Origin of the sequence: Pseudonocardia oceani, assembly GCF_019263585.2 — a bacterium.
Classification (GTDB): domain Bacteria; phylum Actinomycetota; class Actinomycetes; order Mycobacteriales; family Pseudonocardiaceae; genus Pseudonocardia; species Pseudonocardia oceani.
In genome coordinates this window covers 1,915,397-1,938,175 of record NZ_JADQDF010000001.1, presented here as the reverse complement: position 1 = coordinate 1,938,175, position 22,779 = coordinate 1,915,397, and the positions used below count along the sequence as shown (strand labels likewise).

Sequence of the window (22,779 nt, the reverse complement as noted above, 5' to 3'; positions counted from 1 at the left end):
CCGCCATGAGAGGGCGGGAAAGTGGCTTTCCTGCGCCCGGGGCCCGCGTCCGGACCGGGCGCCCGGGCGCGATGGTCTAGCGTGCGGGAGGCCCGTGCACCGGACCGCGGGAGTCCGCACGGAGGGGAGCATTCCACGATGACGCAGCAGCCCGAACCGACCTCGACGGCCGCCGGCAGCACCGATCACCAGCTCAAGCCGGGCCCGGCGCGGCTGCTCGCCCTCGCCGCCGCCGCCCTCGTGGTCGTGGTCTACATCCTCGGCTTCTTCGACGAGCTCACCTTCACCGGCGGCCTCGCCGGTGCGCTGATCATCGGCGGCGGCCTGCTCGCCGGCGCCGCGGTGCTGCCCCGGACCGGGCGCGTGCTGCTCCCGGCGGCGGTCCTGCTGGTCACCGGCACGCTGCAGCTGCTGCAGGGCGTCGGGGGTGCGCTGGGGCAGGAGTTCGGCGGCCCGAGCGCGGTGCAGGTCGTCGGGCTCGTCCTCGCGTTCCTCGCCGCCGCGGCGGCCGTGGGCGCGCTGCTGCTCGACGCCGGCCTCGTCAAGGCACCGGCGCGCCGGCCCTCGGCCCCGTCGACGCCCGGGTACGGCGGCGGCCAGTACGGCGGCTACGGCCAGCAGCCCGGCCAGCAGCCCGGCCAGCAGCCCGGCTACGGCGGCCAGTACGGCGGCGGCTACGGCCAGCAGCCCGGCTACGGCGGCCAGTACGGCGGCTACGGCCAGCCCGGGCAGCAGCCCGGCTACGGCGGCCCCTCGACCGGCGGACTGCCGGTCAGCCCACCGGCGCCCGGCCACGGCACGGGCTACGGCCAGGGCCCGGGCTACGGCGGCCCCGGCTACGCGGCGGGCTACGGAGCGGCCCCCGGCGGCCAGCCCGCCGACCCGGGCCAGGGCTCCTCGGAGGCCACCGCGGCCATGCCCGCACCGGGTGCGGGGGAGTCCGGCCGGTACGCGGGCCCGGAGGTGTCGTCCTCGGCGAGCACGCCGGCGTCCGGCTCGCCGGTGCAGCCGGCCGAGGGCGGCCCGCACAGCGCGCCCGCCGCCGGTGAGCAGCACCGCGAGCCCGGCCAGGAGACGTCCGACGAGACGCGCTTCATCACCCCGGGCGACCAGTCGCGGCCCGGCTGACGCGCCGGGGGCGCGGCCGGAATCACCCGCCCGGGCCCCCGCGCGCCTGCGCGATCCCCGCGGGCCGCGCTGCGACCCTGCTGGGGTGACTCGCACCCTCGACGCCCCCGATCACGAACCGGGTGGATCCGTCGTGCGGCCCGACGCCGACGGGTTCGACCGCCTGCGCGTCCTGATGGCCGGCGCGATGGGCACGGTCATCGTCAGCTACGCCCTGCTCGTCCCGGGCGCGGCGGCCGTCGTGCTCACCGCGGGTGCGGACGTCTCGCTCGACAGCGCCTTCGCCGCCGCCATCCCGCTGTGGCTGGCCGCGCACCTCATCCCGCTCGCGCTCGGGGGTCAGCCGCTCAGCGTGCTGCCGCTGCTGCCGACGCTGCTCGTCGTCGGGGTCGTCGCCGTCGGGGCGGGCTGGGCGGTGCGCCGGCTCGGCGGGCACTGGCGGACCGACGCGGGTGCGGTGCTCGCGACGTTCGCCGGAGCGCACTCCGCCGTCGCCGTCCTGGGCAGCGCCCTGCTGCCGCGGGCGACCGAGGTGGCCGCGGCGCCGTGGGCCGCGCTCGTCTCGTCCGGGCTCGTGGCGGGCGGGGCCGCGACCCTGGGGGTCGTGCGGGTCTGCGGCCGCCCGGCCGACCCGCGGGTGCCGCCGTGGGCCGGCGCCGCCCTGCGGACCGGTGCCGTCGCCCTCACCGGGCTCGTCGGGCTCGGCGCGCTCGCCCTGCTGGGGTCCCTGCTGCTCGGCGCGCCCGCCGTCGGCGACGCCTACGCCGACCTCGCACCCGACCCCGGCTCCGGTGTCGGCCTGACGCTGCTGGCGCTCGCCTACCTGCCCAACGCCGTGGTCGGCGGCGTGTCGTGGGTGCTCGGGCCCGGGTTCTCCGTGGGCTCGGCGTCGGTGTCGCCGTTCGGGGTGTCCCCGGGCGAGCCGTCGGTGTTCCCGCTGTTCGCGGCCCTGCCCGACGCCCCGACGCCGGTCTGGGCCCTGCTCGCGCTGGCCGGGCCGATCGCCGTCGGCGCGCTGACGGGCGTGGTCGCGCGCCGCGCCGGCGACCACGCGATGCCGGTGGCGGGCGTCGCCGTCGCCGGGACCGCCGCGGTCGTCGGGCTGCTCGGCGCGCTCGCGGGCGGCCGGCTCGCCGCCGGGCCCTACGACCCCGTGCGGATCCCGGCCGAGCTGCTGGTGCCGTCGGTCCTGCTGCTCGTCGGGGTGCCGGCGCTGCTCGTGGTGTTCCTCGGCCGGGGCCGCGCTCCGGGGGAGGACCCGTACGAGTACGAGGACGACGTGGAGGAGCCGTCGGTTGCGGTCGCGGCGGACGAGCCGGAGGATGCGGCCGAGGTGGCCGGGGCCGCTGCGGTGGCCGCTGACGGGACCGCGCGCGAGCGGGTCGCCCGCCGCCGGCCCGCCTTGCGCGACCGGCGCGGGATCCGGGAGCGGACGCGGGCCGACGCCCCCGCCCCCGCTTCGATCGAGGGCGAGGGCGAGGGCGAGGGCGAGGAGAGCCCGGTCGAGGAGGTCCGCGAGGACGTGTCCGTCGACGAGGTGCCCCTCGACGAGGCCCCCGCCGAGGAGTCGCCCGTCCCGGAGACCGCCGACGAGGAGTGGCCCGACGAGGACGACACCGACGAGGAGCGGCCCGCCGAGGCCACCGCCGACGAGCGCCCCGCGGCCGTCCCCGTCGAGGCCGCCGGCACCGCGGACGTCCCGGACGTCGACGAGGAGCCCCCCGCCCCGCGGACCGTGGGCGAGCTCGTGGCCCTGCGCGCCCGCCAGGCCGCCGAGCGCGCGGCCCGCGAGTCGGCGGACGGCAGCGCCGACCGCAGCGCCGACGGCTGAGCGCGGGGGCTCCGGCATCGGTGTGACCTGGGCCGCCGCCTAGGCTGGGCGGGTTCCGCCGATCACCGTCGAGCCGCGAGGAGCCCCCTGCGTGTCCGCGTCGCCGAGTCCCGCGCCGTCGAGCTCCGCGCCACCGGATCGCCGGATCGAGATCCCCGACCCGCCGCGGGTGGTCGTGCTGGTCTCCGGGTCGGGCACGCTCCTGCAGGCCCTGCTCGACGCCGGGCCGCCCGGGCGGGTCGTGGCCGTCGGCGCCGACCGCCCTGGCATCGAGGGCCTCGCCCGCGCCGAGCGCGCGGGGGTGTCGACGTTCGTGTGCCCCGTCGCCGAGCACCCCGACCGCGCCGCGTGGAACACCGCGCTCGCGAAGGCGGTCGCCGCGCACCGGCCCGACCTGGTCGTCAGCGCGGGGTTCATGAAGATCCTCGGGCCGGGCTTCCTGGCGGAGGTCGGTGCGCCCGTCGTCAACACCCATCCGGCACTGCTGCCGTCGTTCCCCGGGATCCGCGGCGTCGCCGACGCGCTGGCCTACGGCGTGAAGGTCACCGGCGCCACCGTGCACCTCGTCGACGAGGGCACCGACACCGGCCCGGTGCTGGCGCAGGCCGCGGTCGTCGTCCAGCCGGGCGACACCGTCGCCTCCCTGCACGAACGCATCAAGATCGAGGAGCGGCGGTTGCTCGTGGGCACCGTCGCCGCGCTGGCCCGACACGGGGCCACCGTGACCGGACGAGAGGTGACCATCCCGTGAGAAGGCCCGTGAAGCGCGCGCTGATCAGCGTCTACGACAAGGCGGGCCTGCTGGAGCTCGCGACCGGGCTGCACGCGCTCGGCGTGGAGATCGTCTCCACCGGTTCCACCGCGCAGCGCATCGCCGACGCCGGGGTGCCGGTCACGCCCGTCGAGCAGCTCACCGGGTTCCCGGAGTGCCTCGACGGGCGGGTCAAGACGCTGCACCCGCGCGTGCACGCCGGCCTGCTCGCCGACACCCGCAAGCCCGAGCACCTCGCGCAGCTCACCGAGCTGGGCATTGCGCCGTTCGACCTGCTGGTCTCGAACCTCTACCCGTTCACCGAGACCGTCGCGTCCGGGGCGACCCCGGCCGAGTGCGTCGAGCAGATCGACATCGGCGGGCCCGCGATGGTCCGGGCGTCGGCGAAGAACCACGACAGCGTGGCCGTCGTCGTCGACCCCTCGCGCTACGAGTGGGTCCTCGAGCAGCTCAAGCACGGGGGGTTCTCGCTGGAGGACCGCCGCTTCCTGGCCGCCGACGCGTTCCGGCACACCGCCACCTACGACGTCGCGGTGGCGTCGTGGATGGGCAACGTCCTGGCCCCCGACCCCGACGGCGGGATCTTCCCGACCTGGGCCGGTGCCACGTGGGAGCGCTCGGTGACCCTGCGCTACGGCGAGAACCCGCACCAGGCCGCGGCGCTCTACGTCTCCGGCGGCCCCGGCCTCGCCGCCGCGGAGCAGTTGCACGGCAAGGAGATGTCCTACAACAACTACGTCGACGCCGACGCGGCCTGGCGCGCGGCGCACGACCACGGCGACGCCCCGACCGTCGCGGTGATCAAGCACGCCAACCCGTGCGGGATCGCGGTCGGCGCCGACGTCGCCGAGGCCCACCGCAAGGCGCACGCCACCGACCCGGTCAGCGCGTTCGGGGGCGTCATCGCCACCAACGGCGAGGTCAGCGTGGAGATGGCCGAGCAGGTCGCGGAGATCTTCACCGAGGTCGTGCTCGCCCCCTCCTACGCCGACGGCGCGCTGGAGGTGCTGGCGCGCAAGAAGAACGTGCGCCTGCTGCGGCTGCCGGTCGCCCCGCCGCGCACCGGCGCCGAGCTGCGCCCGATCACCGGCGGGCTGCTGCTGCAGCAGCGCGACGCGGTCGACGCGCCCGGCGACGACCCGGCCTCCTGGACCCTCGCCACCGGGGAGGCCGCCCCGGCCGAGGTGCTGGCCGACCTGGCGTTCGCGTGGCGGGCGTGCCGGTCGGTGAAGTCGAACGCGATCCTGCTCGCCTCCGGCGGCGCGGCCGTCGGCGTCGGGATGGGGCAGGTCAACCGCGTCGACGCCGCCCGGCTCGCGGTCGCGCGCGCGGGCGACCGCGCCCGCGGCTCGGTCGCGGCCTCCGACGCGTTCTTCCCGTTCCCCGACGGCCTCGAGGTCCTGCTGGGGGCCGGCGTGCGCGCCGTCGTGCAGCCGGGCGGGTCGGTGCGCGACGCGGAGGTCACCGCGGCCGCGGAGGCCGCCGGCGTCACGCTCTACCTCACGGGCACGCGCCACTTCGCGCACTGAGCGGGGCCGGCCACTCCTACAGTCAGCGCTCGCGGCGGGGCAGCAGGCGCGCCGCCGCGAGCGCCGCGGCGACCAGCGTGCAGGCCGCGACCGCCCACCAGAGTGCGTGCATCCCGCCGGTGACCAGCGCCCCGGCGGGCGCGGCCAGGACCGCGGTGGAACCGAGCTTCCCGTACACCGCTCAGGCCCCGACCGGGATCCGTGCGACGGGGTGGTGCCAGCCGGGCGCGCGGCGGGCGAGCAGGTCGGCGGCCGCGCGCAGGTAGACGGCCTGCTGGAACAGGTCGTAGCCGAACTCGACGACGACGGGCGCGGCGAGCAGCACCGCCCGCCACCCGCGGCGGCGCACCGTGACCACCCGCTCCACGACGAGCACGGCGGTGACGACGAGCCAGGGCCCGCGCGGCGGCCCGAGTTCGCCGTGCGCCGTGAACAGGGCCGTGGCCAGCAGGAACAGGGTGACGGCGAGGATCCCGGCGTACATCGCGGCCTGCCGCAGCGCGTAGGGGGCGGTGACGCGGGTGAGGCCGTAGGCGCGCAGGTCGTCCAGGGCGCCGCGCTGCCAGCGCAGCCGCTGCTCCCAGAGGTCGCGCCAGGTCGTCATCACCTCGGTGACGACGACGCACGCGCGTGGGGACGCGGTGCGGTGCCCGAGCGTGCGGACGGCGAGGGTGATCTCGTCGTCCTCGGTGAGTGCGCCGGGGTCGTACACGGCGCCGGGGCGGCCGGGCAGCGCGCCGCCGCGGGCGGCCGCGACCTCGCGCAGCACCGACGCGCGGAACAGGGTGGCGGTGCCGGTGAGCACCCGCGCCGCGCCGCCGCGGCGCGCGACCTCCCGGGCGTAGCGCGCGTACTCGTTGCGCTGCAGCGCCCCCACCAGCCCGCCGCCCGGACGGCCGGTGAAGACGCCGCCGACGGCCCCGGTGCCCGGGTCCTCGCGCAGCCGGGCGGTCGCGGCGGCGACGAAGCCCGGCACCAGGGCGGAGTCGGCGTCGGTGACGAGGACGAGGTCGTCGTCGGCGAGACCGGGCAGCAGTGCATCGAGGACCTGGTTGAGTGCGCCCGCCTTGCGGCCGGTGTTGCCCACCGTCTCGACGACCTCGGCCCCGAGTGCGGCGGCCACGGCGGCGGTGGCGTCGGTGCAGGCATCGGCGACCACCACCACGCGGTCGGGGGGCGGGTCCTGCACGCGCAGTGCGCCCAGCGACTCCGGGAGGGTGCGTTCCTCGTCGTGCGCGGGAACGACCGCCACCAGCATGTGACCCAGTGTGGACGAGTGCGCGGGCCCTCCCCAGCGGCCTCACCCGTCCGTGTCCGTCCACAGGGTGTGGATGGATCTGTGCACGGATCGAACTGGTGTTCGAGGGCCTCTCCTCGCTACACTCGAACATCAGTTCGAGACGTCGACTTCCCCTCGGCGCGGGCACCAGGGGAGGTCTTGACGTGGCCGAGGTGGCGGTGCGCGGTGCGCACGGCGAGCAGGGTCGGGGCGACGTCGCGAGCCGGCTGGCGCTGGCCCGCGGGCTCCTGCGCGGGGCGGAGGACCGCGCGGCGGGGGTCCGGCCCGTCGCGGCGGCCGAGTCCGACGGCCGGGTGCTGCCGGTGGCCGGGCCGCTCGCGGGGCTGCTGCCCGGCGGGGGGCTGCGGCGGGGGTCGACCGTCGCGCTTGCGCCCGGCCCCGGGTCCACGTCACTGCTGCTCGGGCTCGTCGGCGAGGCGTCCGCGCAGGGGGCGTGGGTCGGGGTGGTCGGGCGGCCGGAGCTGGGGCTCGTCGCGGCGGTCGAGGCGGGGGTGGCGCTGGAGCGGTTCGCGCTGGTGCCGCACCCGGGGCGCGACCTGCTCGCCGTCACCGTGGCGCTGCTCGACGGGATGGACGTGGTGGCCGTCCCGGGTGCGGGGGTGCGGGCGGGCGACCGGCAGCGCCTCGCCGCCCGCGCCCGCCAGCGCGGCGCGGTGCTGCTCGCGCTGGGTCCGTGGCCGGGGGCCGACGTCGAGCTGGGCTGCGCCGACGTGCAGTGGCAGGGGCTGGAGGCGGGCGCCGGGCGGCTGTGCTCCCGGCGGATCCGGGTGCGCGCGGCGGGGCGCGGGCTCGGGCCGGGGCGCACCGCGGGCCTGGTGCTGCCCGCCGACGGCGGGGGCGTGGGCGGTGACGACGGTGGCGAGCGGGTGGCTCCCGCGGCGCGGGTCGAGGCGGTGGCGGGGTGAGTGGGGCGCCGATGCGGGTGCTGGCGCTGTGGTCGCCCGACTGGCCGGTCACCGCGGCGGCCCGGGCCGAGGGGGTGGCGCCGCACCGGCCCGCGGCGGTGGTGGTGGCCAACCGGGTGCTGGCCTGCTCGGCGGTGGCCCGCGCGCACGGGGTCCGGCGCGGGCTGCGCCGCCGGGAGGCGCAGGCGCGCTGCCCCGACCTGGTGGTCCTCGCCCGCGACGCCGACCGCGACGCGCGGGCGTTCGAGCCGGTCGTCGTCGCGGTGGAGGAGCTGGCGCCGGGCGTCGAGATCGTCCGGCCGGGGCTGCTGGCGCTGCCCGCGCAGGGCCCGGTCGGCTGGTTCGGCGGGGAGCAGGCCGCGGCGGAGCGGCTCGTCGACCAGGTGGCGGCCCGCACCGGTGTCGAGTGCCAGGTCGGGGTGGCCGACGGGCTGTTCGCCGCGGTGCTCGCCGCCCGGCGCGGGCTGGCCGTCGGGGCGGGCGACACACCGGCGTTCCTCGCCCCGCTCGGCGTCGAGGAGCTCGACCGGGAGCCCGACGCCGGCCGCACCGACCTCGTCGACCTCCTGCGCCGCCTCGGCCTGCGCAGCCTCGGGTCGTTCGGGAAGCTCGACCCGGAGGACGTCGCCTCCCGGTTCGGGGCCGACGCGGTGCTCGCGCACCGGCTCGCCCGGGGGCTCGACCCGCGCCCGCCGCTGCGCCGCCGCCCGCCCGAGGAGCTGGCCGTCGAGATCGAGCTGGACCCGCCGGTCGACCGCGTCGACGCCGCCGCGTTCGCCGCCCGCGGCCTGGCCGAGCGGCTGCACGCCGCGCTGGCCGGGCACGGGCTGTCCTGCACGCGGCTGGGCATCGCGGCCCGCACCGTGCCGGCCGGCGGGGAGGCGGGGAGGGAGCTGCACCGGATCTGGCGGTGCGCCGAGCCGCTCACCCCCGCCGGCACCGTCGACCGCGTCCGCTGGCAGCTCGACGCCTGGCTCGCGCGCGGCGGCGCGGGGGCGGTGGGGTGGCTGCGGCTCACGCCGGAGGAGACGGTCACGGCCGGGGCGCTGCAGCTCGGGCTGTGGGGCGAGGTCGGGGAGGCCGACGCCCGGGCCGGGCGGGCGATGGTCCGGGTGCAGGCCCTGCTCGGGCCCGACGCCGTGGTCACCGCGGTGCTGACGGGCGGGCGCGACCCGGGCGAGCAGGTCCGGCTGGTGCCCTGGGGTGACGAGCGGGAGCCGCGCACGACCGGCACCCGGCGGCCCGCGCGCCGCCCGCGGCCGGAGGCGACCGAGCCGGAGCCGGTGCCCGTGGTGGAGCGGGATCCGGGGGCGTGGTCGTGGGGGGCCGACGGCGGTCCCCACCGCGCCCCCGCCGGCTGGCCCGACGACGTCCTGCGCGCCACCGGGCGGGTGAGCGCCGCCGGCCGCGCCGGGGCCGGGAACCCCCGCCCCACCAACGCGCGGCGACGTGCGATCACGCGGTCGGCGCCGATGGGGCGGCCCGCGGTGTCCGAGCCGCCGCCGTCGTGGCCGGGGCGGGTGCCCGCGCCCTCGCCGGCCACGGTGCCCGCCCCGCCGCTCCCGGCGGCCCCGGTCGACGCCGCGGGGACGCCGGTCGGGCTGGCCGAGCCCGACCGGCTCACCGCCGCGCCGCACCGGGTGGCCGTCCACGGCGGCCCGGCCCGGGAGGTGCTGGGGTGGGCCGGGCCGTGGCCGCTGGAGCAGCGGTGGTGGACGGGCGCGGAGCCGGTGAGCCGGATGCAGGTCGCCCTCGACGACGGCACGGCGCTGCTGCTGGCCCACCGCGGCGGGAGGTGGTCGGTCGTCGGCGTCTACGACTGAAGCCTCCGTCCCTGACCGGGGGTGTCAGGGATGCCCGGCACCGTGGGCCCGCGACCCCGCGCGGCTCGACCCGGCGCTGCGCCCGCACGTCGACGTCGCCGTGGTCGACCTCCGCGGCGCCGACGCGGTCGTCGCGGCCACCGCCGGCGTCGACGCCCTGCACCGGGTGCAGCCCTCGGGCACCGGCGACGAACCGGTCGCCGACCACGCCCGCCTCGGCGCCATGTCCACCGGGATGCGCGACGGGTTCGTGCCCGAGCAGCCCGCGACGCCACCACGACCACGCCCACCACGCTCGCCGCCTGGGCGCAGGACCACCTCGCGCGGAACCCTTGCGTTGACGTCGACGTGCACCTCTAGCGTCACCGGTGTGCGGATCGGGGAGCTGGGACGGCGGGTCGGCGTGAGCACGCGGACGCTGCGGCACTACGAGTCGCTCGGGCTGCTGCCCGCGCGGCGCGACACCCACGGCTACCGCGACTACGACGACGCCGACGAGCGCGCCGTCGTCGAGATCCGGTCGCTGGTGGCGCTGGGGTTCGCGCTCGAGGAGACCCGTCCCTTCGTCGAGTGCCTGCGCGCCGGGAACGCCGTCGGCGGGGGCTGCCCGGACTCGATCGCGGTGTACCGGGCCAAGCTCGCCGAGGTCGACGCCTGGCTGGCGCGGCTGCACGGCGTCCGCACCGAGCTGCAGGACCAGCTGCACGCCGCCCTGCTCGCCCGCGCGCCCGCGCCGCGCTGCGACCTCGATCCCCCGGAGGAACCTTGATCACCGTCACCGACGCCACCTTCGACGCGCTCGTGCTGGCCGCCGAGCTGCCCGTCCTGCTCGACTTCACCGCCGACTGGTGCCCGCCGTGCCGGATGATCGAGCCGGTGCTGCGCGAGATCGCCGCGGAGCAGGAGGGGCGGCTCGTCGTCGCCCGGCTCGATGTCGACGCGAACCCGCTGACCGCCCGCGCCGCCGGCGTGATGGGCATGCCGACGCTGAGCCTCTACGTCGGCGGGCGGGTGGTGGCGCAGGTCGTCGGCGCCCGGCCGAAGGCGGCCCTGCTGCGGGCGGTCGAGCCGCACCTCCCGGCCCCGACCCCGACACGTGCGCCGGCGCGGTAGGACGACCCGCCGGGCGCGGGCGGCGAACTCGCCGGGCGGGATCGGACAACTCGCCGGGGCTGCAGGCGAACTCGCCGGGGTGGGAGGAGAACTCGCGGGGGTGTGACCGGCTCACCGTTGAGTCCACGTCGAACGTGTGTTCGACTGGACCGATGGCGTGGAGCAACCCCGACGTCCCGTGGTCGGAGCTGGAGGCGGTGCTGTCCGGGCGCGCGAGCGCCGGCCGCCTCACCGGGGAGCCGCCCGACGGCGGCGACGGCCCGGCCTGGTCGCGCAGGCGCGGGCCCTACGAGTCGCCCGACCTGGAGCGCCCGCAGGAGCACGTCCCGTTCGCCGAGCTGCACTGCCACTCCAACTTCAGCTTCCTCGACGGCGCGAGCCACCCCGAGGAGCTGGTCGAGCAGGCGGCGCGCCTCGGTCTCGACGCGCTCGCCCTCACCGACCACGACGGCATGTACGGCGTGGTGCGCTTCGCCGAGGCCGCGGCCGAGGTGGGCGTCGCCACGGTGTTCGGCACGGAGCTGAGCCTGGGCCTGTCCGCCCCGCAGAACGGCGTGGCCGACCCCGAGGGCGGGCACCTGCTGCTGCTCGCGCTGGGCCCCGACGGCTACCGCGCGCTGTGCCGCACCGTCAGCGCCGCGCAGCTGCGCGGGCGGGAGAAGGGGCGCCCGGTGTACGACCTCGACGAGGTCGTCGCCGACACCGCGGGGAAGGTGCTGGCGCTGACCGGCTGCCGGAAGGGGTCGGTGCGCCGCGCGCTCGACACCGGGGGCGACCCGGAGAAGGAGCTGCGCCGGCTCGTCGAGATGTTCGGGGCCGACCACGTGGCCGTCGAGCTCACCCACCAGGGCCTGCCCACCGACAGCGGGCGCAACGACGCGCTGGCCGCCCTCGCCGCGGGCGCCGGCCTGCCCGTGATCGCCTCGACGGCCGCCCACTACGCCACGCGCGAGCGGTTCCCGCTGGCCACGGCGCTGGCGGCGGTCCGCTCCCGGCGCAGCCTCGACGAGATCGACGGCTGGCTCCCCCCGGCCGGCACCGCCCACCTGCGCTCGGGCGCGGAGATGGCGGCCCGGTTCGAGCCGCGGTACCCGGGCGCGGTGGCCCGCGCGGCGGAGCTCGGGCGCGCGTGCGCGTTCTCGATCCGGCTGGTGGCGCCCGACCTGCCGCCGTTCCCGGTGCCCCCGGGGGAGACCGAGTCCTCCTGGCTGCGCCAGCTCACCCGGCGCGGGGTGGCGGAGCGCTACGGCAGCCACTCCGAGTACCCCCGCGCGGTCGACACGGTCGACCGCGAGCTGACGATCATCGAGGAGAAGAACTTCTCCGGCTACTTCCTGATCGTCCACGACATCGTGCAGTTCTGCCGCCGCGCCGACATCCTCTGCCAGGGCCGGGGCTCGGCCGCGAACTCGGCGGTCTGCTACGCCCTGGGCATCACGAACGTCGACGCCGTGGCCATGGGCCTGCTGTTCGAGCGGTTCCTCTCACCGGCCCGCGAGGGCTACCCCGACATCGACCTCGACATCGAGTCCGGCCGCCGCGAGGAGGTGATCCAGTACGTCTACGCCACGCACGGGCGCTCCTGCGCCGCCCAGGTGGCCAACGTGATCACCTACCGGCCGCGGTCGGCGGTGCGCGACATGGCGGGCGCGCTGGGGTTCTCGCCCGGCCAGCAGGACGCGTGGAGCAAGCGGATCGAGGGATGGGCCCCGCGGAGCGCAGGCGGAGCGGGCATCGGGACAGCGGCGCCGCTCGTCGCGGGGATGCCCGAGCAGGTCGGGGAGCTGGCCGGGCAGCTGCTCGGCTTCCCCCGCCACCTCGGCATCCACTCCGGCGGCATGGTCATCTGCGACCGGCCGGTGTCTGAGGTGGTGCCCGTCGAGTGGGCGCGGATGGAGGGCCGCACCGTCGTCCAGTGGGACAAGGACGACTGCGCCTACGCCGGGCTCGTCAAGTTCGACCTGCTCGGGCTGGGCATGCTCACCGCGCTGCACCTGATGATCGACCTCGTCGCCGGGCACACGGGGGAGCGGGTCGAGCTGCACCGGCTGCAGCCCACCGACCCGGAGGTCTACGCGATGCTGCAGCGCGCCGACTCCGTCGGGGTGTTCCAGGTGGAGTCCCGCGCGCAGATGGCCACGCTGCCCCGGCTCAAGCCGCGCACGTTCTACGACCTGGTCGTCGAGATCGCGCTGATCCGCCCCGGCCCGATCCAGGGCGGCTCGGTGCACCCCTACATCCGCCGCCGCAACGGGCTGGAGCGGTGGGAGCACGACCACCCCCTGCTGGAGAACGCGCTGGAGAAGACGCTGGGGGTGCCGCTGTTCCAGGAGCAGCTGATGCAGGTGGCCGTCGACGTCGCCGGGTTCTCCGCGGGCGACGCCGACGAGCTCCGCCGCGCGATGGGCTCCAAGCGCTCGACGGAGAAGATGGAGAAGATGCGCGCCCGGTTCTTCGACGGGATGGCGGCCAACGGGATCACCGGCGAGGTCGCCGACGGGATCTTCACCAAGATGCTGGCCTTCGCCAACTTCGGCTTCCCGGAGAGCCACTCGATCAGCTTCGCGTCGCTGGTCTACTACAGCGCCTGGTTCAAGCGGCACCACCCGGCCGCGTTCTGCGCGGCGCTGCTCAACTCCCAGCCGATGGGCTTCTACTCGCCGCAGTCGCTCGTCGCCGACGCCCGCCGGCACGGCGTGCTCGCCCGCGGCCCGGACGTCAACCGCGGCCGCGCCGAGGCCCTGCTCGAGCCCGATCCGCTCAGCACCGGCGGGTTCGCGGTCCGCCTGGGCACCGCGGAGGTGCGCGGGATCGGCACCGACCTGGCCGAGCTGATCGACGCCGAGCGCGACCTGCGCGGCCCCTACCGCGACCTCGCCGACCTCTCCCGCCGCGTCCGGCTCACCGCCCCGCAGGCCGAGGCGCTGGCCACGGCGGGCGCGTTCGGCTGCTTCGGCACGCGGGACCGGACGCTCGACCGCCGCGCCGCGCTGTGGGCCGCGGGCGTCGTGGCGTCGGTGCGCCCCGACCAGCTCCCGGGCACCGCGGTGGGGCTCGACGCGCCCGCGCTGCCCGGGATGAGCGAGGTCGAGCTCACCGTCGCCGACGTCTGGGCCACCGGCGTCTCCCCGGACAGCCACCCGGTGCAGCACCTGCGCGAGCGCCTCGACCGCCTCGGCGCGCTGCGGATCGACCGGCTCGCCGACCTCGACGCCCCGAGCGACCCCGAGCGCCGCCCGCCGCGCGTGCTCGTCGGCGGGGTCGTCACGCACCGGCAGCGCCCGGCCACCGCGAAGGGCGTCACGTTCCTCAACCTGGAGGACGAGAGCGGCATGCTCAACGTCACCTGCTCGGAGGGGCTGTGGGCGCGCTACCGCACGGTGGCCGTCGGCAGCGCGGCGCTGCTGGTGCGCGGGCGGTTGGAGCGCAGCGAGGAGGGGGTGCTCAACCTCGTGGCCGACCGGCTGCAGCGCCTGGACCTGGCGGTGGCGGTGAAGAGCCGCGACTTCCGCTGAGCGGGCCCGGACGCAGGCCCCCGACACGGCCCCGGACACGGCGCAGGCCCCGCCGCGGGGGTGCGGCGGGGCCTGCGCGTGGAGCGTGCGGTGCGTCAGCGCTGGATGGGGTTGCCCATCGACATCGCCTTGCCGCCGAGCTCCTGGCCCATCCCGTCGACCCAGATGTAGGCGAAGATCGCGCAGAACACGAAGACCGAGATGCCGGCCAGGGTGTTGAAGATCGCGGAGCCGGTGAGGGCGTTGGCCAGCACGAGCGCCACCGCGATCGAGACGAAGAGGAAGCCCGCGCTGAAGGCCAGCGGCAGGCGCAGCGTGGACAGCGTGAGCGCCACGAAGACGATCAGCCACGCGAGGAGGTAGGTGGGCAGGGGGGTGCTGGTCGCGGTGAGCGCGAACCAGCCGTTGGTGACGCCGGCCAGCAGCACGCCGAGGCTGAACCAGAACGCCGAGAAGGTGCCGAAGATCGCGGACACGGCGCTCGCGCCGAGCCGGGCCGCCCAGATGCAGGAGATCATCAGGAACAGGCCGTTGGAGAACACCAGCGCCGGGATGATGCCGCCGACGTCGCCGGCCGGCAGGTAGCCGACCAGCCAGAGGCCGAGGGACAGGGCGCCGGGCAGGAACGTGGCCAGACCCAGCAGCGCCGGGTTGCCTGCGGGGGCTGCCGGGGCGGGTGCCGCGGCCGCGTGCGCGCCGGACTGGACGTCGCTCTCCACACTCATTGACCAAAGCCTCTCGTCGGTGGGATCCCGGCATCGTTGCCGGTCACGGCGCCGATTGTGCGCGTCGTCACACGGATTACACACCTGTCCGATAGGCCAGAAGGTCTACCTGTACCGGAATGAGACACCGTGACCGCACCGAGATCAGGGCGCCGGCCCGTCTGGAAGGATGGCGGGCGTGACGGCGACGGTGATGGACGGCAGGGCCACGTTGGACGCGATCCTGGAGGAGCTGTCCGGCCGGGTCGAGAAGCTCACGGCCGCGGGTGCGACGCCGGGGCTCGGCACGGTCCTCGTGGGTGACGACCCGGGCTCGCACTCCTACGTCCGGGGCAAGCACCGCGACTGCCGCCGCGTGGGCATCACCTCGCTCCAGCGCGAGCTGCCGGCCGACGCCACGCAGGCTCAGGTGGAGGCCGTCATCGACGAGCTGAACGCCGACCCCACCTGCACCGGCTTCATCGTGCAGCTGCCCCTGCCCCGCGGCCTCGACTCCGGGGCGGCGCTGGAGCGGGTGGACCCGAACAAGGACGCCGACGGGCTGCACCCCACGAACCTCGGGCGCCTCGTGCTCGGCGAGCCCGGCCCGCTGCCGTGCACGCCGCGCGGCATCGTCGAGCTGTGCGCGCGCTACGGCGTGGAGCTGGCGGGCAAGCGCGTCACGGTCGTCGGGCGCGGGGTCACGGTCGGGCGCCCGCTCGGCCTGCTGCTCACCCGCCGCGCGGAGAACGCCACCGTCACGCTGTGCCACACGGGCACCCGCGACCTGGCTGCCGAGGTGCGCCGCGCCGACGTCGTCGTCGCCGCGGCCGGCGTGCGCGGCCTGATCACCGCCGACATGGTCGCGCCGGGCGCCACCGTCCTGGACGTGGGCGTCTCGCGCACCGAGCTCGGGCTCGTCGGTGACGTCGCCCCCGAGGTCGCCGAGGTCGCCGGGAAGCTCGCGCCGATGCCCGGCGGCGTCGGCCCGATGACGCGCGGCATGCTGCTGACCAACGTGGTCGAGTCCGCCGAGAAGGCCGTCGAGAAGGCTGCGCAGGGCTGACGTGCGCACCCGGCTGCCGGTATGGGCCCCCACCGCCCTCGTGCTGCTGATCGCGGCCGCGGGCATGGTCCGCGTGCTGATGGAGCACTGGCGCCAGGGCGGGGTGCTGCTCGGCGGCGCGCTGCTCGTCGCGGCCGTGCTGCGGGTGGCGCTGCCGCCCGAGCAGGCCGGGCTGCTCGCGATCCGCAGCCGCGTGCTCGACGTCGTCTGCTACGTCGTGCCGGGCATCGTCATGGTACTGCTCGCCGTCACCATCACCCGTGGCCAGCTCACCCTCGCCTGAGCCGGCGCGGCGCCTGCCCGCGCTGCGCCCCGGCGACCTCGACGAGGAGCAGCGCGCGCTGCGCGACCGGCTGGCGACCCCGGCCGGGCGCGTCGAGACGGCCGTCGACGGCTCCCTGCACGGCCCGTTCGACGCCATGCTGCGCGCGCCCCGCACCGGCACGGCGCTGGCGGCCCTGGGCGCGGCGCTGCGCTACGACGGCGTGCTGCCCGACCGGGTGCGCGAGCGGGCGGTCCTGGCCGTGGCCGCGCACCACCGCAGCGCCTACGAGTGGCACGCGCACGCCCCGCTCGTGGCGGCGCTGGAGGGGCTCGACCCGCACGCCGAGCAGGTGGCCGTCGACGCCGTCGACGAGCTGCTGCGGACCGGCGACCTCACCGACGACGCGTGGGCGCGCACCGTCGCGGCGCTGGGCGAGGCCGGCGCCGTCGAGCTGACCACGCTGGTCGGCTACTACTCGCTGCTCGCCGTGCAGATGCGCGTCCTGCGCGTGCCGCTCCCGGACGGGGCCCCACCGGCTACGTTCGGCGCATGACCGACCGATCGGCACGCATCGTCGACACGCTGGTGGACGCGTTCGAGGACCTCATGACGGCGAACCCGGCCGCCTTCCGCACCAAGTTCCGCAAGATGGCCGCCGACCCGTTCGCGTTCTACCGGGGCAGCGCCTGCCTCTTCTACGCCGACGTCGCCGAGATGGACGACCCGTGGGCCGACGAGAAGACGAGCCGGGTCTGGATCCAGGGCGACCTGCACGCCGAGAACTTCGGCACCTACATGGACGGCGACGGCGTCCTCGTCTTCGACGTCAACGACTTCGACGAGGCCTACGTCGGGCACTTCACCTGGGACGTCCTGCGCTTCGCGGCGAGCATGGCGCTGATGGGGTGGCGCAAGGCGATCTCCGACGACGACATCACCACGCTCGTGCGCAGCTACGTGCGCGGCTACGTCGACCAGGTCCGGACGTTCGTCTCGAAGGACGACGACCGCGGCTTCGCGCTGAACCTGCGCACCTCCGAGGGCGCGATCCACCAGGTGCTGCAGCTCGCGCGGCTGCGCACCCGGGTCGACCTGCTCGACGGGATCACCGAGGCCGAGGGCTTCGACCGGATCCTGCGCGACGGCCCCGGCGTCCGCCGCCTCGACGACGACGAGCGGGCGAAGGTCGTCGACGCGTTCTCCCGCTACCTGGAGTCGATCCCGGAGTCCAAGCGCTTCCGCGGCGTCGCCTACACCGTCAAGGACGTCGTGGGCCGCTCCGGGTTCGGCATCGGCAGCGCCGGGCTCCCGGCGTACACGGTGCTCATCGAGGGGCCCAACGAGGCGCTGGACAACGACGTCGTCGTGTCGATGAAGCAGGGCAACGTCGCCGCGCCCTCGCGGGTGGTCACCGACCCGGAGATCGCGGCGGCGTTCCGGCACCACGGCCACCGCACCGCGGTGTCGCAGCGCGCGCTGCAGGCCCACGCCGACCGGCTCCTGGGCTGGACCGACCTCGACGGCGTCGGGTTCGTCGTCAGCGAGGTCTCGCCCTACGAGAACGACCTCGACTGGAGCAACCTCACCGAGCCCGACGAGATCGCGCCGGTCGTGGAGTACCTGGGCCGGGCGACGGCGAAGGTGCACTGCGTCGCCGACTCCGACGCCGACCACACGCTCGTCCCGTTCCAGACCGAGGACGCGATCCTCGCGGTCGTCGACGGGAAGGAGGAGGAGTTCGCCGACTGGGTCGTCGACTTCGCCCACTCCTACTCCGCCCGTGTCCGGGAGGACCACGCCCTGTTCGTCGAGGCCTTCCGCGGCGGCGCGATCCCCGGGGTCGCGGCCTCGGCGACGCTGGAGGGGAAGTCGGTCAGCTGAACGGGACCGCGGCGCGGCCGGTCAGGACCCGGCGTACAGCGTCCGCACCAGGTCCTCGATCGACGGCTCGTCCACGGAGACGTCGCGGATCTCGACGCGCCGGGCGACGTCGGCGATCAGCGCCGCGGCGGTCGTGGCGCCGGTGAACTCCAGGCGCTGGCGCAGCCCCTGCGCCTCCACGGCGACGTCGACGACCCCGGCCAGGCCGTGCAGCGGGCCCGCCGGCGCCACCAGCTCGACGACGAGCGTGCGGTGGCCCGCGAAGCGCCGCCGCAGCGTCGCGAGGTCGTCGTCGACGAGCACGCGCCCCCGGTCGATGACGACGACGCGCCGGCACAGCCGCTCGACGTCGGGCAGGTCGTGGGTGGTGAGCAGCAGCGTCACGTCGCCGCGCGCATTGACCGCGGAGAGGAACGTGCGCAGCCGCTCCTTGCTGGCGAGGTCGAGCCCGATCGTCGGCTCGTCGAGGACGAGCAGCTCGGGGGAGTGCAGCAGGGCGGCGGTGACCTCGCCGCGCATCCGCTGGCCCAGCGACAGCTGGCGGACCGGCGTGGCGAGGAACGCGGCCATGTCCAGCAGCTCGACGCACTCCTCGAGGCGCTCCCGGTGCCGCGCGGGCGGCACGCGGTGGATCGCGCCGTGCAGCGCGAAGCTCTCGGCCAGGGGCAGGTCCCACCACAGCTGGCTGCGCTGCCCGAACACCACGCCGATGCGCCGGGCCAGCGCCCTGCGCTCGCGCACGGGGTCGAGCCCGCAGACCCGCGCGGTGCCCGCGCTGGGCACGAGCACGCCCGTCAGCATCTTGATCGTCGTCGACTTGCCGGCGCCGTTGGGCCCGAGGAAGCCGACGGCCTCGCCGCGGGCGACGTCGAGCGTCACGTCGGCGACGGCGGTGACCCGGGTGCGGCGCAGCCGGCTCCCGACGAGGAAGTCGCGGCCGAGCCCGTCGGTGGAGATGATCATGATCCCGTTCCCTGGTAGCGGCGGACCCCGGCCCGCCAGACGAGTGCGGCGGCGGCAACGGTGAGCGCGGCGACCGGGGGCCCGCAGTACTGCAGCGCCGCCGGGAGGCCGAGCGGGTCGGTCCGGCCGAGCAGGGCCAGCGCCGGGAAGTAGGCGACGAACGCGCTCGGCACGGCGAAGCACAGGACGCGGCGGACCCAGGGCCCGTAGACCGTGGCGGGGTAGGAGGTGGAGAAGCTCGAGCCGTAGGTGACGGAGTTGGAGAACTCGCGGCCGTCGACGACCCAGAAGGACACGGTGTTGGCCCCGACCCAGATCGCGCCGAAGATCACGGCGCCGACGAGCGGCGCGGTGGCGGCCAGCAGCACCCGCACCGGTGTCCAGTCGATCCCGGCCGTCGCGAGGGCGTGGAGCAGGACGACGAGCCCGGCGGCGACCCGGCCCAGCCGCTTGAGCGCCACGTCGGCGGAGAGGATCTGCGCCAGCGTGCCGAGCGGGCGCAACAGCAGCACGTCGAGCTCGCCGGTGCGGATGTGGTTCGCGAGCTCCTCGACCTGCCCGACGGCGAGGTCGGCGAGCCCGAACGCCGTCGCCGCGATCCCGTACATCACCAGCACCTCGTGCCGGGCGAACCCGCCCAGCGCGTCGACCTGCGTGAACACGACGAGGACGGCCACCAGCTCGATGCTCTGCCCGATCGTCTGCGCCACGACGTCGAGGGCGAAGGAGGCGCGGTAGGACAGCTGGCTGCGGATGCGGGAGCCGACGATGCGCCGGTACACGCTGCCGGGCGTTGCGCGGTCAGCCACCCTGCACCACCAGCCGCGCCGACCCCCGCCGCAGCACGAGCCGCCCGACGGCCAGCAGCAGCACCGCCCACCCGGCCTGCGCGGCCAGCGCCCCGACCGGGTCGCCGCGCTCGGTGAACACGTCGATCGGGATCTGGAACAGCGACGGGGCGGGGGTCCAGGCGAGCGCCGCCTGCGCCGCGGGCGGGAACCAGACCAGCGGGATCACCATCCCCGACAGCACCCCGCCGGCCACGCCCCACACCGCGAGCACGCCCCGCGCGTCGAGCAGCCAGAACGCGCTGGTGTTGAGCAGGAACCGCACCCCGAAGCTGACGACGACGGCGAGCAGCACGGCCACCGCGAACAGCGCCCAGGTGACGGGCCGCTCGGGCCAGCGGATCGGGAACAGCAGCGCGCCGAACGCCACCGGCGGGACGAGCCGGGAGAGCACGGCGAAGCCGGCCCGGCCGAGGTCGGTGGCCAGCATCGCGGCCTGCAGGTCCCACGGGCGGCCGAGGTCGACGACGACGTCGCCGGTGCGGACGCGGGTGGACAGCTCGGAGTCGCCCCACAGCATCACGACGGTGAGCAGGCCCTGCCCGAGCCAGACGTAGGTGACGGCGACGGCGACGTCGTAGCCCGCGACGACCGGCCGCTCGGCGAGCACCGCGACCAGCACGGCGGCGCGGAGGAGCCCGAAGACGAGGTTGGTGGTGAGGCCCGCGAGAGCGGCCTGGCGGTAGGTGGCGTAGCGGCGGAATCCGGCGACGACGAGCTGCGGGTACGGCGCGAGCACGTCTGTCCACGTTACGGCGGGCAGCAACCGAGTTCCGGCGAGTCTGCCGCCGACGCCCGCCGTCATGGCCGATCGCGTACGCGAATGTCGTTCGCGATCGGCAAGGACAGCGGGCTCGGGCGGCGAACTCGCCGGGGGGTGGGGCGAACTCGCCGGTCAGAACTCCGTCAGCGCCGCCGTGAACGTGGCGCTCGGCCGCATGACGGCGTCGGCCTTGGCCTTGTCGACGTGGTAGTACCCGCCCAGGTCGACCGGCTGGCCCTGCACCGCGTTCAGCTCGCCGACGATCGTCTCCTCGTCGGCGGCCAGGCGGGCGGCCAGGTCGGTGAACAGGCCGGCCAGCTCGGCGTCCTCGGTCTGCGCCGCGAGCGCCTGCGCCCAGTACAGCGCCAGGTAGAAGTGGCTGCCGCGGTTGTCGAGCTCGCCGACCTTGCGCGAGGGCGAGCGGCCCTCCTCGAGCAGCGTGCCGGTGGCGTCGTCCAGCGCCCGGCCCAGCAGCGCCGCGCGCGGGTTGTCGGTCTTGTCGCCCAGGAACTCCAGCGACACGGCCAGCGCGAGGAACTCGCCCAGGGAGTCCCACCGCAGGTGGTTCTCCTTGACGAGCTGCTGCACGTGCTTGGGCGCCGAGCCGCCCGCGCCGGTCTCGAACAGGCCGCCGCCGTTCATCAGCGGGACGATCGAGAGCATCTTGGCGCTGGTGCCCAGCTCCAGGATCGGGAACAGGTCGGTGAGGTAGTCGCGCAGCACGTTGCCGGTGACCGAGATCGTGTCCTCGCCGCGCCTGGCCCGGTCGAGCGTGTAGCGGGTGGCCGCGGCGACGTCGAGGACCTCGATGGTGAGGCCGTCGGTGTCGAGCTCGTCGAGCTGCGCCCGGACCTTCCGCAGCACCTCGGCGTCGTGGCCGCGGGTCTCGTCGAGCCAGAACACGGCGGGCGCCCCGGTGGCGCGGGCGCGGGAGACGGCCAGCTCGACCCAGTTGCGGATCGGGGCGTCCTTGGTCTGGCAGGCGCGCCAGATGTCGCCCTCGGCGACCTCGTGCTCGAGCAGCGCGGTGCCGGCGCCGTCGACGACCCGGACGGTGCCCGCCGCCGGGATCTCGAACGTCTTGTCGTGGCTGCCGTACTCCTCGGCCTTCTGCGCCATGAGCCCGACGTTGGGCGTGGTGCCCATCGTGGTCGGGTCGAACGCGCCGTGCTCGCGGCAGAACGCGACGGTCTCGGCGTACAGCGCGGCGTAGGAGGAGTCCGGGATGACGTACTTGGTGTCCTGGAGCTCGCCCGCGGCGTTCCACATCTGCCCGGACGTGCGGATCGCGGCGGGCATCGAGGCGTCGATGATGACGTCGCTGGGCACGTGCAGGTTGGTGATGCCGCGGTCGGAGTCGACCATCGCGACCGGCGGGCCGGACTCGTAGGTGGCCGTGATGGCCTTCTCGATGGCCTCGCGCTTGTCGGCGGGCAGCTTCTCCAGCGCGGTGAGCACGCTGGCGAGGCCGTCGTTGGGGTTGGCGCCGACGGAGGCGAGGTCGTCGCCGTACTGCGCGAACACGTCGGCGAAGTAGGCGGTGACGGCGTGCCCGAACAGGATCGGGTCCGACACCTTCATCATCGTGGCCTTGAGGTGCACCGAGAACAGGACACCGCGCTCGCGGGCGTCGGCCACCTGGGCGGCGAGGAACGCGTCGAGGGCCTCGCGGCGCATCACGGCGGCGTCGACGATCTCGCCCGCGACGACCGGCAGCGACTCCTTGAGCACCGTGACGGCGCCGTCGGCGGCGACGTGCTCGATGCGCAGGACGTCGTCGGCGCCGAGGGTGACCGAGCGCTCGGAGTGGCGGAAGTCGCCGTCCTCCATCGTGACGACGTGCGACGCCGAGTCGGCCGACCACGCGCCCATCGAGTGCGGGTGCGCCTGCGCGAACCGCTTGACCGACGCGGGGGCGCGGCGGTCGGAGTTGCCCTCGCGCAGCACGGGGTTGACCGCGCTCCCCTTGACGGCGTCGTAGGCCTCGTGCGGGTAGTCGGGGACGTCGAAACCGGCCTTCTGCAGCTCGACGATCGCGGCCTTGAGCTGCGGGATCGACGCGCTGACGTTGGGCAGCTTGATGATGTTGGCCTCGGGCGTCTTCGCCAGCTCGCCCAGCTCGGCGAGCGCGTCCGGGACGAGCCCGAACGCGGCCAGGATGCGGGCGGCCAGGGAGATGTCGCGGGTCTCGACGTCGACCCCCGCCTTGCCCAGGAACGCCTCGACCACCGGGAGCAACGAGTGCGTCGCCAGCGCCGGGGCCTCGTCCGTGTAGGTGTAGATGACCTTCATCGTCTGCGCGCCTGCCTCGGTGTCCGTGTTCGCGGGGTCCCCGACACGCTATCCCGTACGTCTGTCCTGATGTGGAGGGGA

The 22,779-nt window shown here is 75.9% G+C and carries 20 protein-coding genes; 13 read left to right on the top strand and 7 right to left on the bottom strand.

The window, feature by feature from the left end; all coding sequences use genetic code 11:
* Positions 1 to 138: 138 nt before the first annotated feature.
* The 4 genes from I4I82_RS09525 (at position 139) to purH (ending at position 5,260) form a co-directional block, all read left to right on the top strand.
* The gene (locus I4I82_RS09525) at positions 139 to 1,128 is read left to right on the top strand and encodes a DUF5336 domain-containing protein (RefSeq protein WP_218592235.1); all 990 of its coding nucleotides are present in this window, start codon (positions 139 to 141) and stop codon (positions 1,126 to 1,128) included.
* A gap of 85 nt (positions 1,129 to 1,213) precedes the next feature.
* Entirely contained in the window at positions 1,214 to 2,959 is a 1,746-nt protein-coding gene (locus tag I4I82_RS09520; protein ID WP_218595639.1) for a cell division protein PerM, read from the top strand.
* Between the two features lie 145 nt (positions 2,960 to 3,104).
* Positions 3,105 to 3,710: a phosphoribosylglycinamide formyltransferase gene (gene purN / locus I4I82_RS09515; protein WP_218594065.1), complete on the top strand. Its 606-nt coding sequence runs from the start codon at positions 3,105 to 3,107 to the stop codon at positions 3,708 to 3,710.
* On the top strand, positions 3,707 to 5,260 hold the full coding sequence (gene purH / locus I4I82_RS09510) for a bifunctional phosphoribosylaminoimidazolecarboxamide formyltransferase/IMP cyclohydrolase (protein WP_218594063.1): 1,554 nt from the start codon (positions 3,707 to 3,709) through the stop codon (positions 5,258 to 5,260). The genes purN and purH overlap by 4 nt, the downstream gene beginning before the upstream one ends.
* A gap of 22 nt (positions 5,261 to 5,282) precedes the next feature.
* Here the strand turns inward: purH and I4I82_RS09505 are convergent, their stop codons facing one another.
* Entirely contained in the window at positions 5,283 to 5,438 is a 156-nt protein-coding gene (locus I4I82_RS09505) for a hypothetical protein (RefSeq protein ID WP_218594062.1), read from the bottom strand.
* A gap of 3 nt (positions 5,439 to 5,441) precedes the next feature.
* The gene (locus I4I82_RS09500; protein WP_218594061.1) at positions 5,442 to 6,518 is read right to left on the bottom strand and encodes a glycosyltransferase family 2 protein; all 1,077 of its coding nucleotides are present in this window, start codon (positions 6,516 to 6,518) and stop codon (positions 5,442 to 5,444) included.
* A 185-nt stretch (positions 6,519 to 6,703) separates the two neighbouring features.
* Here I4I82_RS09500 and imuA' point away from each other — a divergent pair, with 185 nt between their 5' ends.
* The 5 genes from imuA' (at position 6,704) to I4I82_RS09475 (ending at position 13,916) form a co-directional block, all read left to right on the top strand.
* The gene (gene imuA', locus I4I82_RS09495) at positions 6,704 to 7,465 is read left to right on the top strand and encodes a DnaE2-dependent mutagenesis accessory factor ImuA' (RefSeq protein WP_308112775.1); all 762 of its coding nucleotides are present in this window, start codon (positions 6,704 to 6,706) and stop codon (positions 7,463 to 7,465) included.
* 11 nt (positions 7,466 to 7,476) lie between these two features.
* The gene (locus I4I82_RS09490; protein ID WP_218596469.1) at positions 7,477 to 9,288 is read left to right on the top strand and encodes a DNA polymerase Y family protein; all 1,812 of its coding nucleotides are present in this window, start codon (positions 7,477 to 7,479) and stop codon (positions 9,286 to 9,288) included.
* A gap of 370 nt (positions 9,289 to 9,658) precedes the next feature.
* Entirely contained in the window at positions 9,659 to 10,057 is a 399-nt protein-coding gene (locus I4I82_RS09485) for a MerR family transcriptional regulator (protein ID WP_218589542.1), read from the top strand.
* Positions 10,054 to 10,401, top strand: coding sequence for a thioredoxin family protein (locus tag I4I82_RS09480; RefSeq protein WP_218589515.1), 348 nt, complete (start codon positions 10,054 to 10,056; stop codon positions 10,399 to 10,401). The genes I4I82_RS09485 and I4I82_RS09480 overlap by 4 nt, the downstream gene beginning before the upstream one ends.
* A gap of 152 nt (positions 10,402 to 10,553) precedes the next feature.
* Positions 10,554 to 13,916, top strand: coding sequence for an error-prone DNA polymerase (locus I4I82_RS09475; RefSeq protein WP_218589516.1), 3,363 nt, complete (start codon positions 10,554 to 10,556; stop codon positions 13,914 to 13,916).
* Positions 13,917 to 14,011: 95 nt separating this feature from the next.
* Here I4I82_RS09475 and I4I82_RS09470 read toward each other — a convergent pair whose 3' ends face one another.
* Positions 14,012 to 14,641, bottom strand: a complete 630-nt coding sequence (locus I4I82_RS09470; RefSeq protein ID WP_218589517.1) for a GPR1/FUN34/YaaH family transporter — start codon at positions 14,639 to 14,641, stop codon at positions 14,012 to 14,014.
* 178 nt (positions 14,642 to 14,819) lie between these two features.
* Between I4I82_RS09470 and I4I82_RS09465 the strand changes: the two genes are divergently transcribed.
* Genes I4I82_RS09465 through I4I82_RS09450 form a run of 4 tightly spaced genes read left to right on the top strand, consistent with a single transcriptional unit; the run spans position 14,820 to position 17,832 of the window.
* Positions 14,820 to 15,686 carry a bifunctional methylenetetrahydrofolate dehydrogenase/methenyltetrahydrofolate cyclohydrolase gene (locus I4I82_RS09465; RefSeq protein WP_218589518.1) on the top strand — a complete coding sequence of 289 codons (867 nt, stop codon included), beginning with the start codon at positions 14,820 to 14,822 and terminating at the stop codon, positions 15,684 to 15,686.
* A 1-nt stretch (position 15,687) separates the two neighbouring features.
* The gene (locus I4I82_RS09460) at positions 15,688 to 15,969 is read left to right on the top strand and encodes a DUF3017 domain-containing protein (RefSeq protein WP_226369966.1); all 282 of its coding nucleotides are present in this window, start codon (positions 15,688 to 15,690) and stop codon (positions 15,967 to 15,969) included.
* The gene (locus tag I4I82_RS09455; RefSeq protein ID WP_218589519.1) at positions 15,947 to 16,504 is read left to right on the top strand and encodes a carboxymuconolactone decarboxylase family protein; all 558 of its coding nucleotides are present in this window, start codon (positions 15,947 to 15,949) and stop codon (positions 16,502 to 16,504) included. Before I4I82_RS09460 ends, I4I82_RS09455 begins: the two co-directional genes overlap by 23 nt.
* The gene (locus tag I4I82_RS09450; protein ID WP_218589520.1) at positions 16,501 to 17,832 is read left to right on the top strand and encodes a DUF2252 domain-containing protein; all 1,332 of its coding nucleotides are present in this window, start codon (positions 16,501 to 16,503) and stop codon (positions 17,830 to 17,832) included. Before I4I82_RS09455 ends, I4I82_RS09450 begins: the two co-directional genes overlap by 4 nt.
* Before the next feature lie 21 nt (positions 17,833 to 17,853).
* Here I4I82_RS09450 and I4I82_RS09445 read toward each other — a convergent pair whose 3' ends face one another.
* The 4 genes from I4I82_RS09445 to I4I82_RS09430 all read right to left on the bottom strand — a co-directional run bounded on the left by I4I82_RS09445 (position 17,854) and on the right by I4I82_RS09430 (position 22,698).
* Positions 17,854 to 18,795, bottom strand: a complete 942-nt coding sequence (locus I4I82_RS09445; protein ID WP_218589521.1) for an ABC transporter ATP-binding protein — start codon at positions 18,793 to 18,795, stop codon at positions 17,854 to 17,856.
* On the bottom strand, positions 18,792 to 19,604 hold the full coding sequence (locus I4I82_RS09440; protein WP_226369965.1) for an ABC transporter permease: 813 nt from the start codon (positions 19,602 to 19,604) through the stop codon (positions 18,792 to 18,794). Before I4I82_RS09440 ends, I4I82_RS09445 begins: the two co-directional genes overlap by 4 nt.
* Positions 19,597 to 20,382 (bottom strand): ABC transporter permease, encoded by a 786-nt coding sequence (locus tag I4I82_RS09435; RefSeq protein WP_226369964.1) that lies wholly within the window; start codon positions 20,380 to 20,382, stop codon positions 19,597 to 19,599. Before I4I82_RS09435 ends, I4I82_RS09440 begins: the two co-directional genes overlap by 8 nt.
* Before the next feature lie 156 nt (positions 20,383 to 20,538).
* Positions 20,539 to 22,698 (bottom strand): NADP-dependent isocitrate dehydrogenase, encoded by a 2,160-nt coding sequence (locus tag I4I82_RS09430; RefSeq protein WP_218589523.1) that lies wholly within the window; start codon positions 22,696 to 22,698, stop codon positions 20,539 to 20,541.
* Between the last annotated feature and the right edge of the window lie 81 nt (positions 22,699 to 22,779).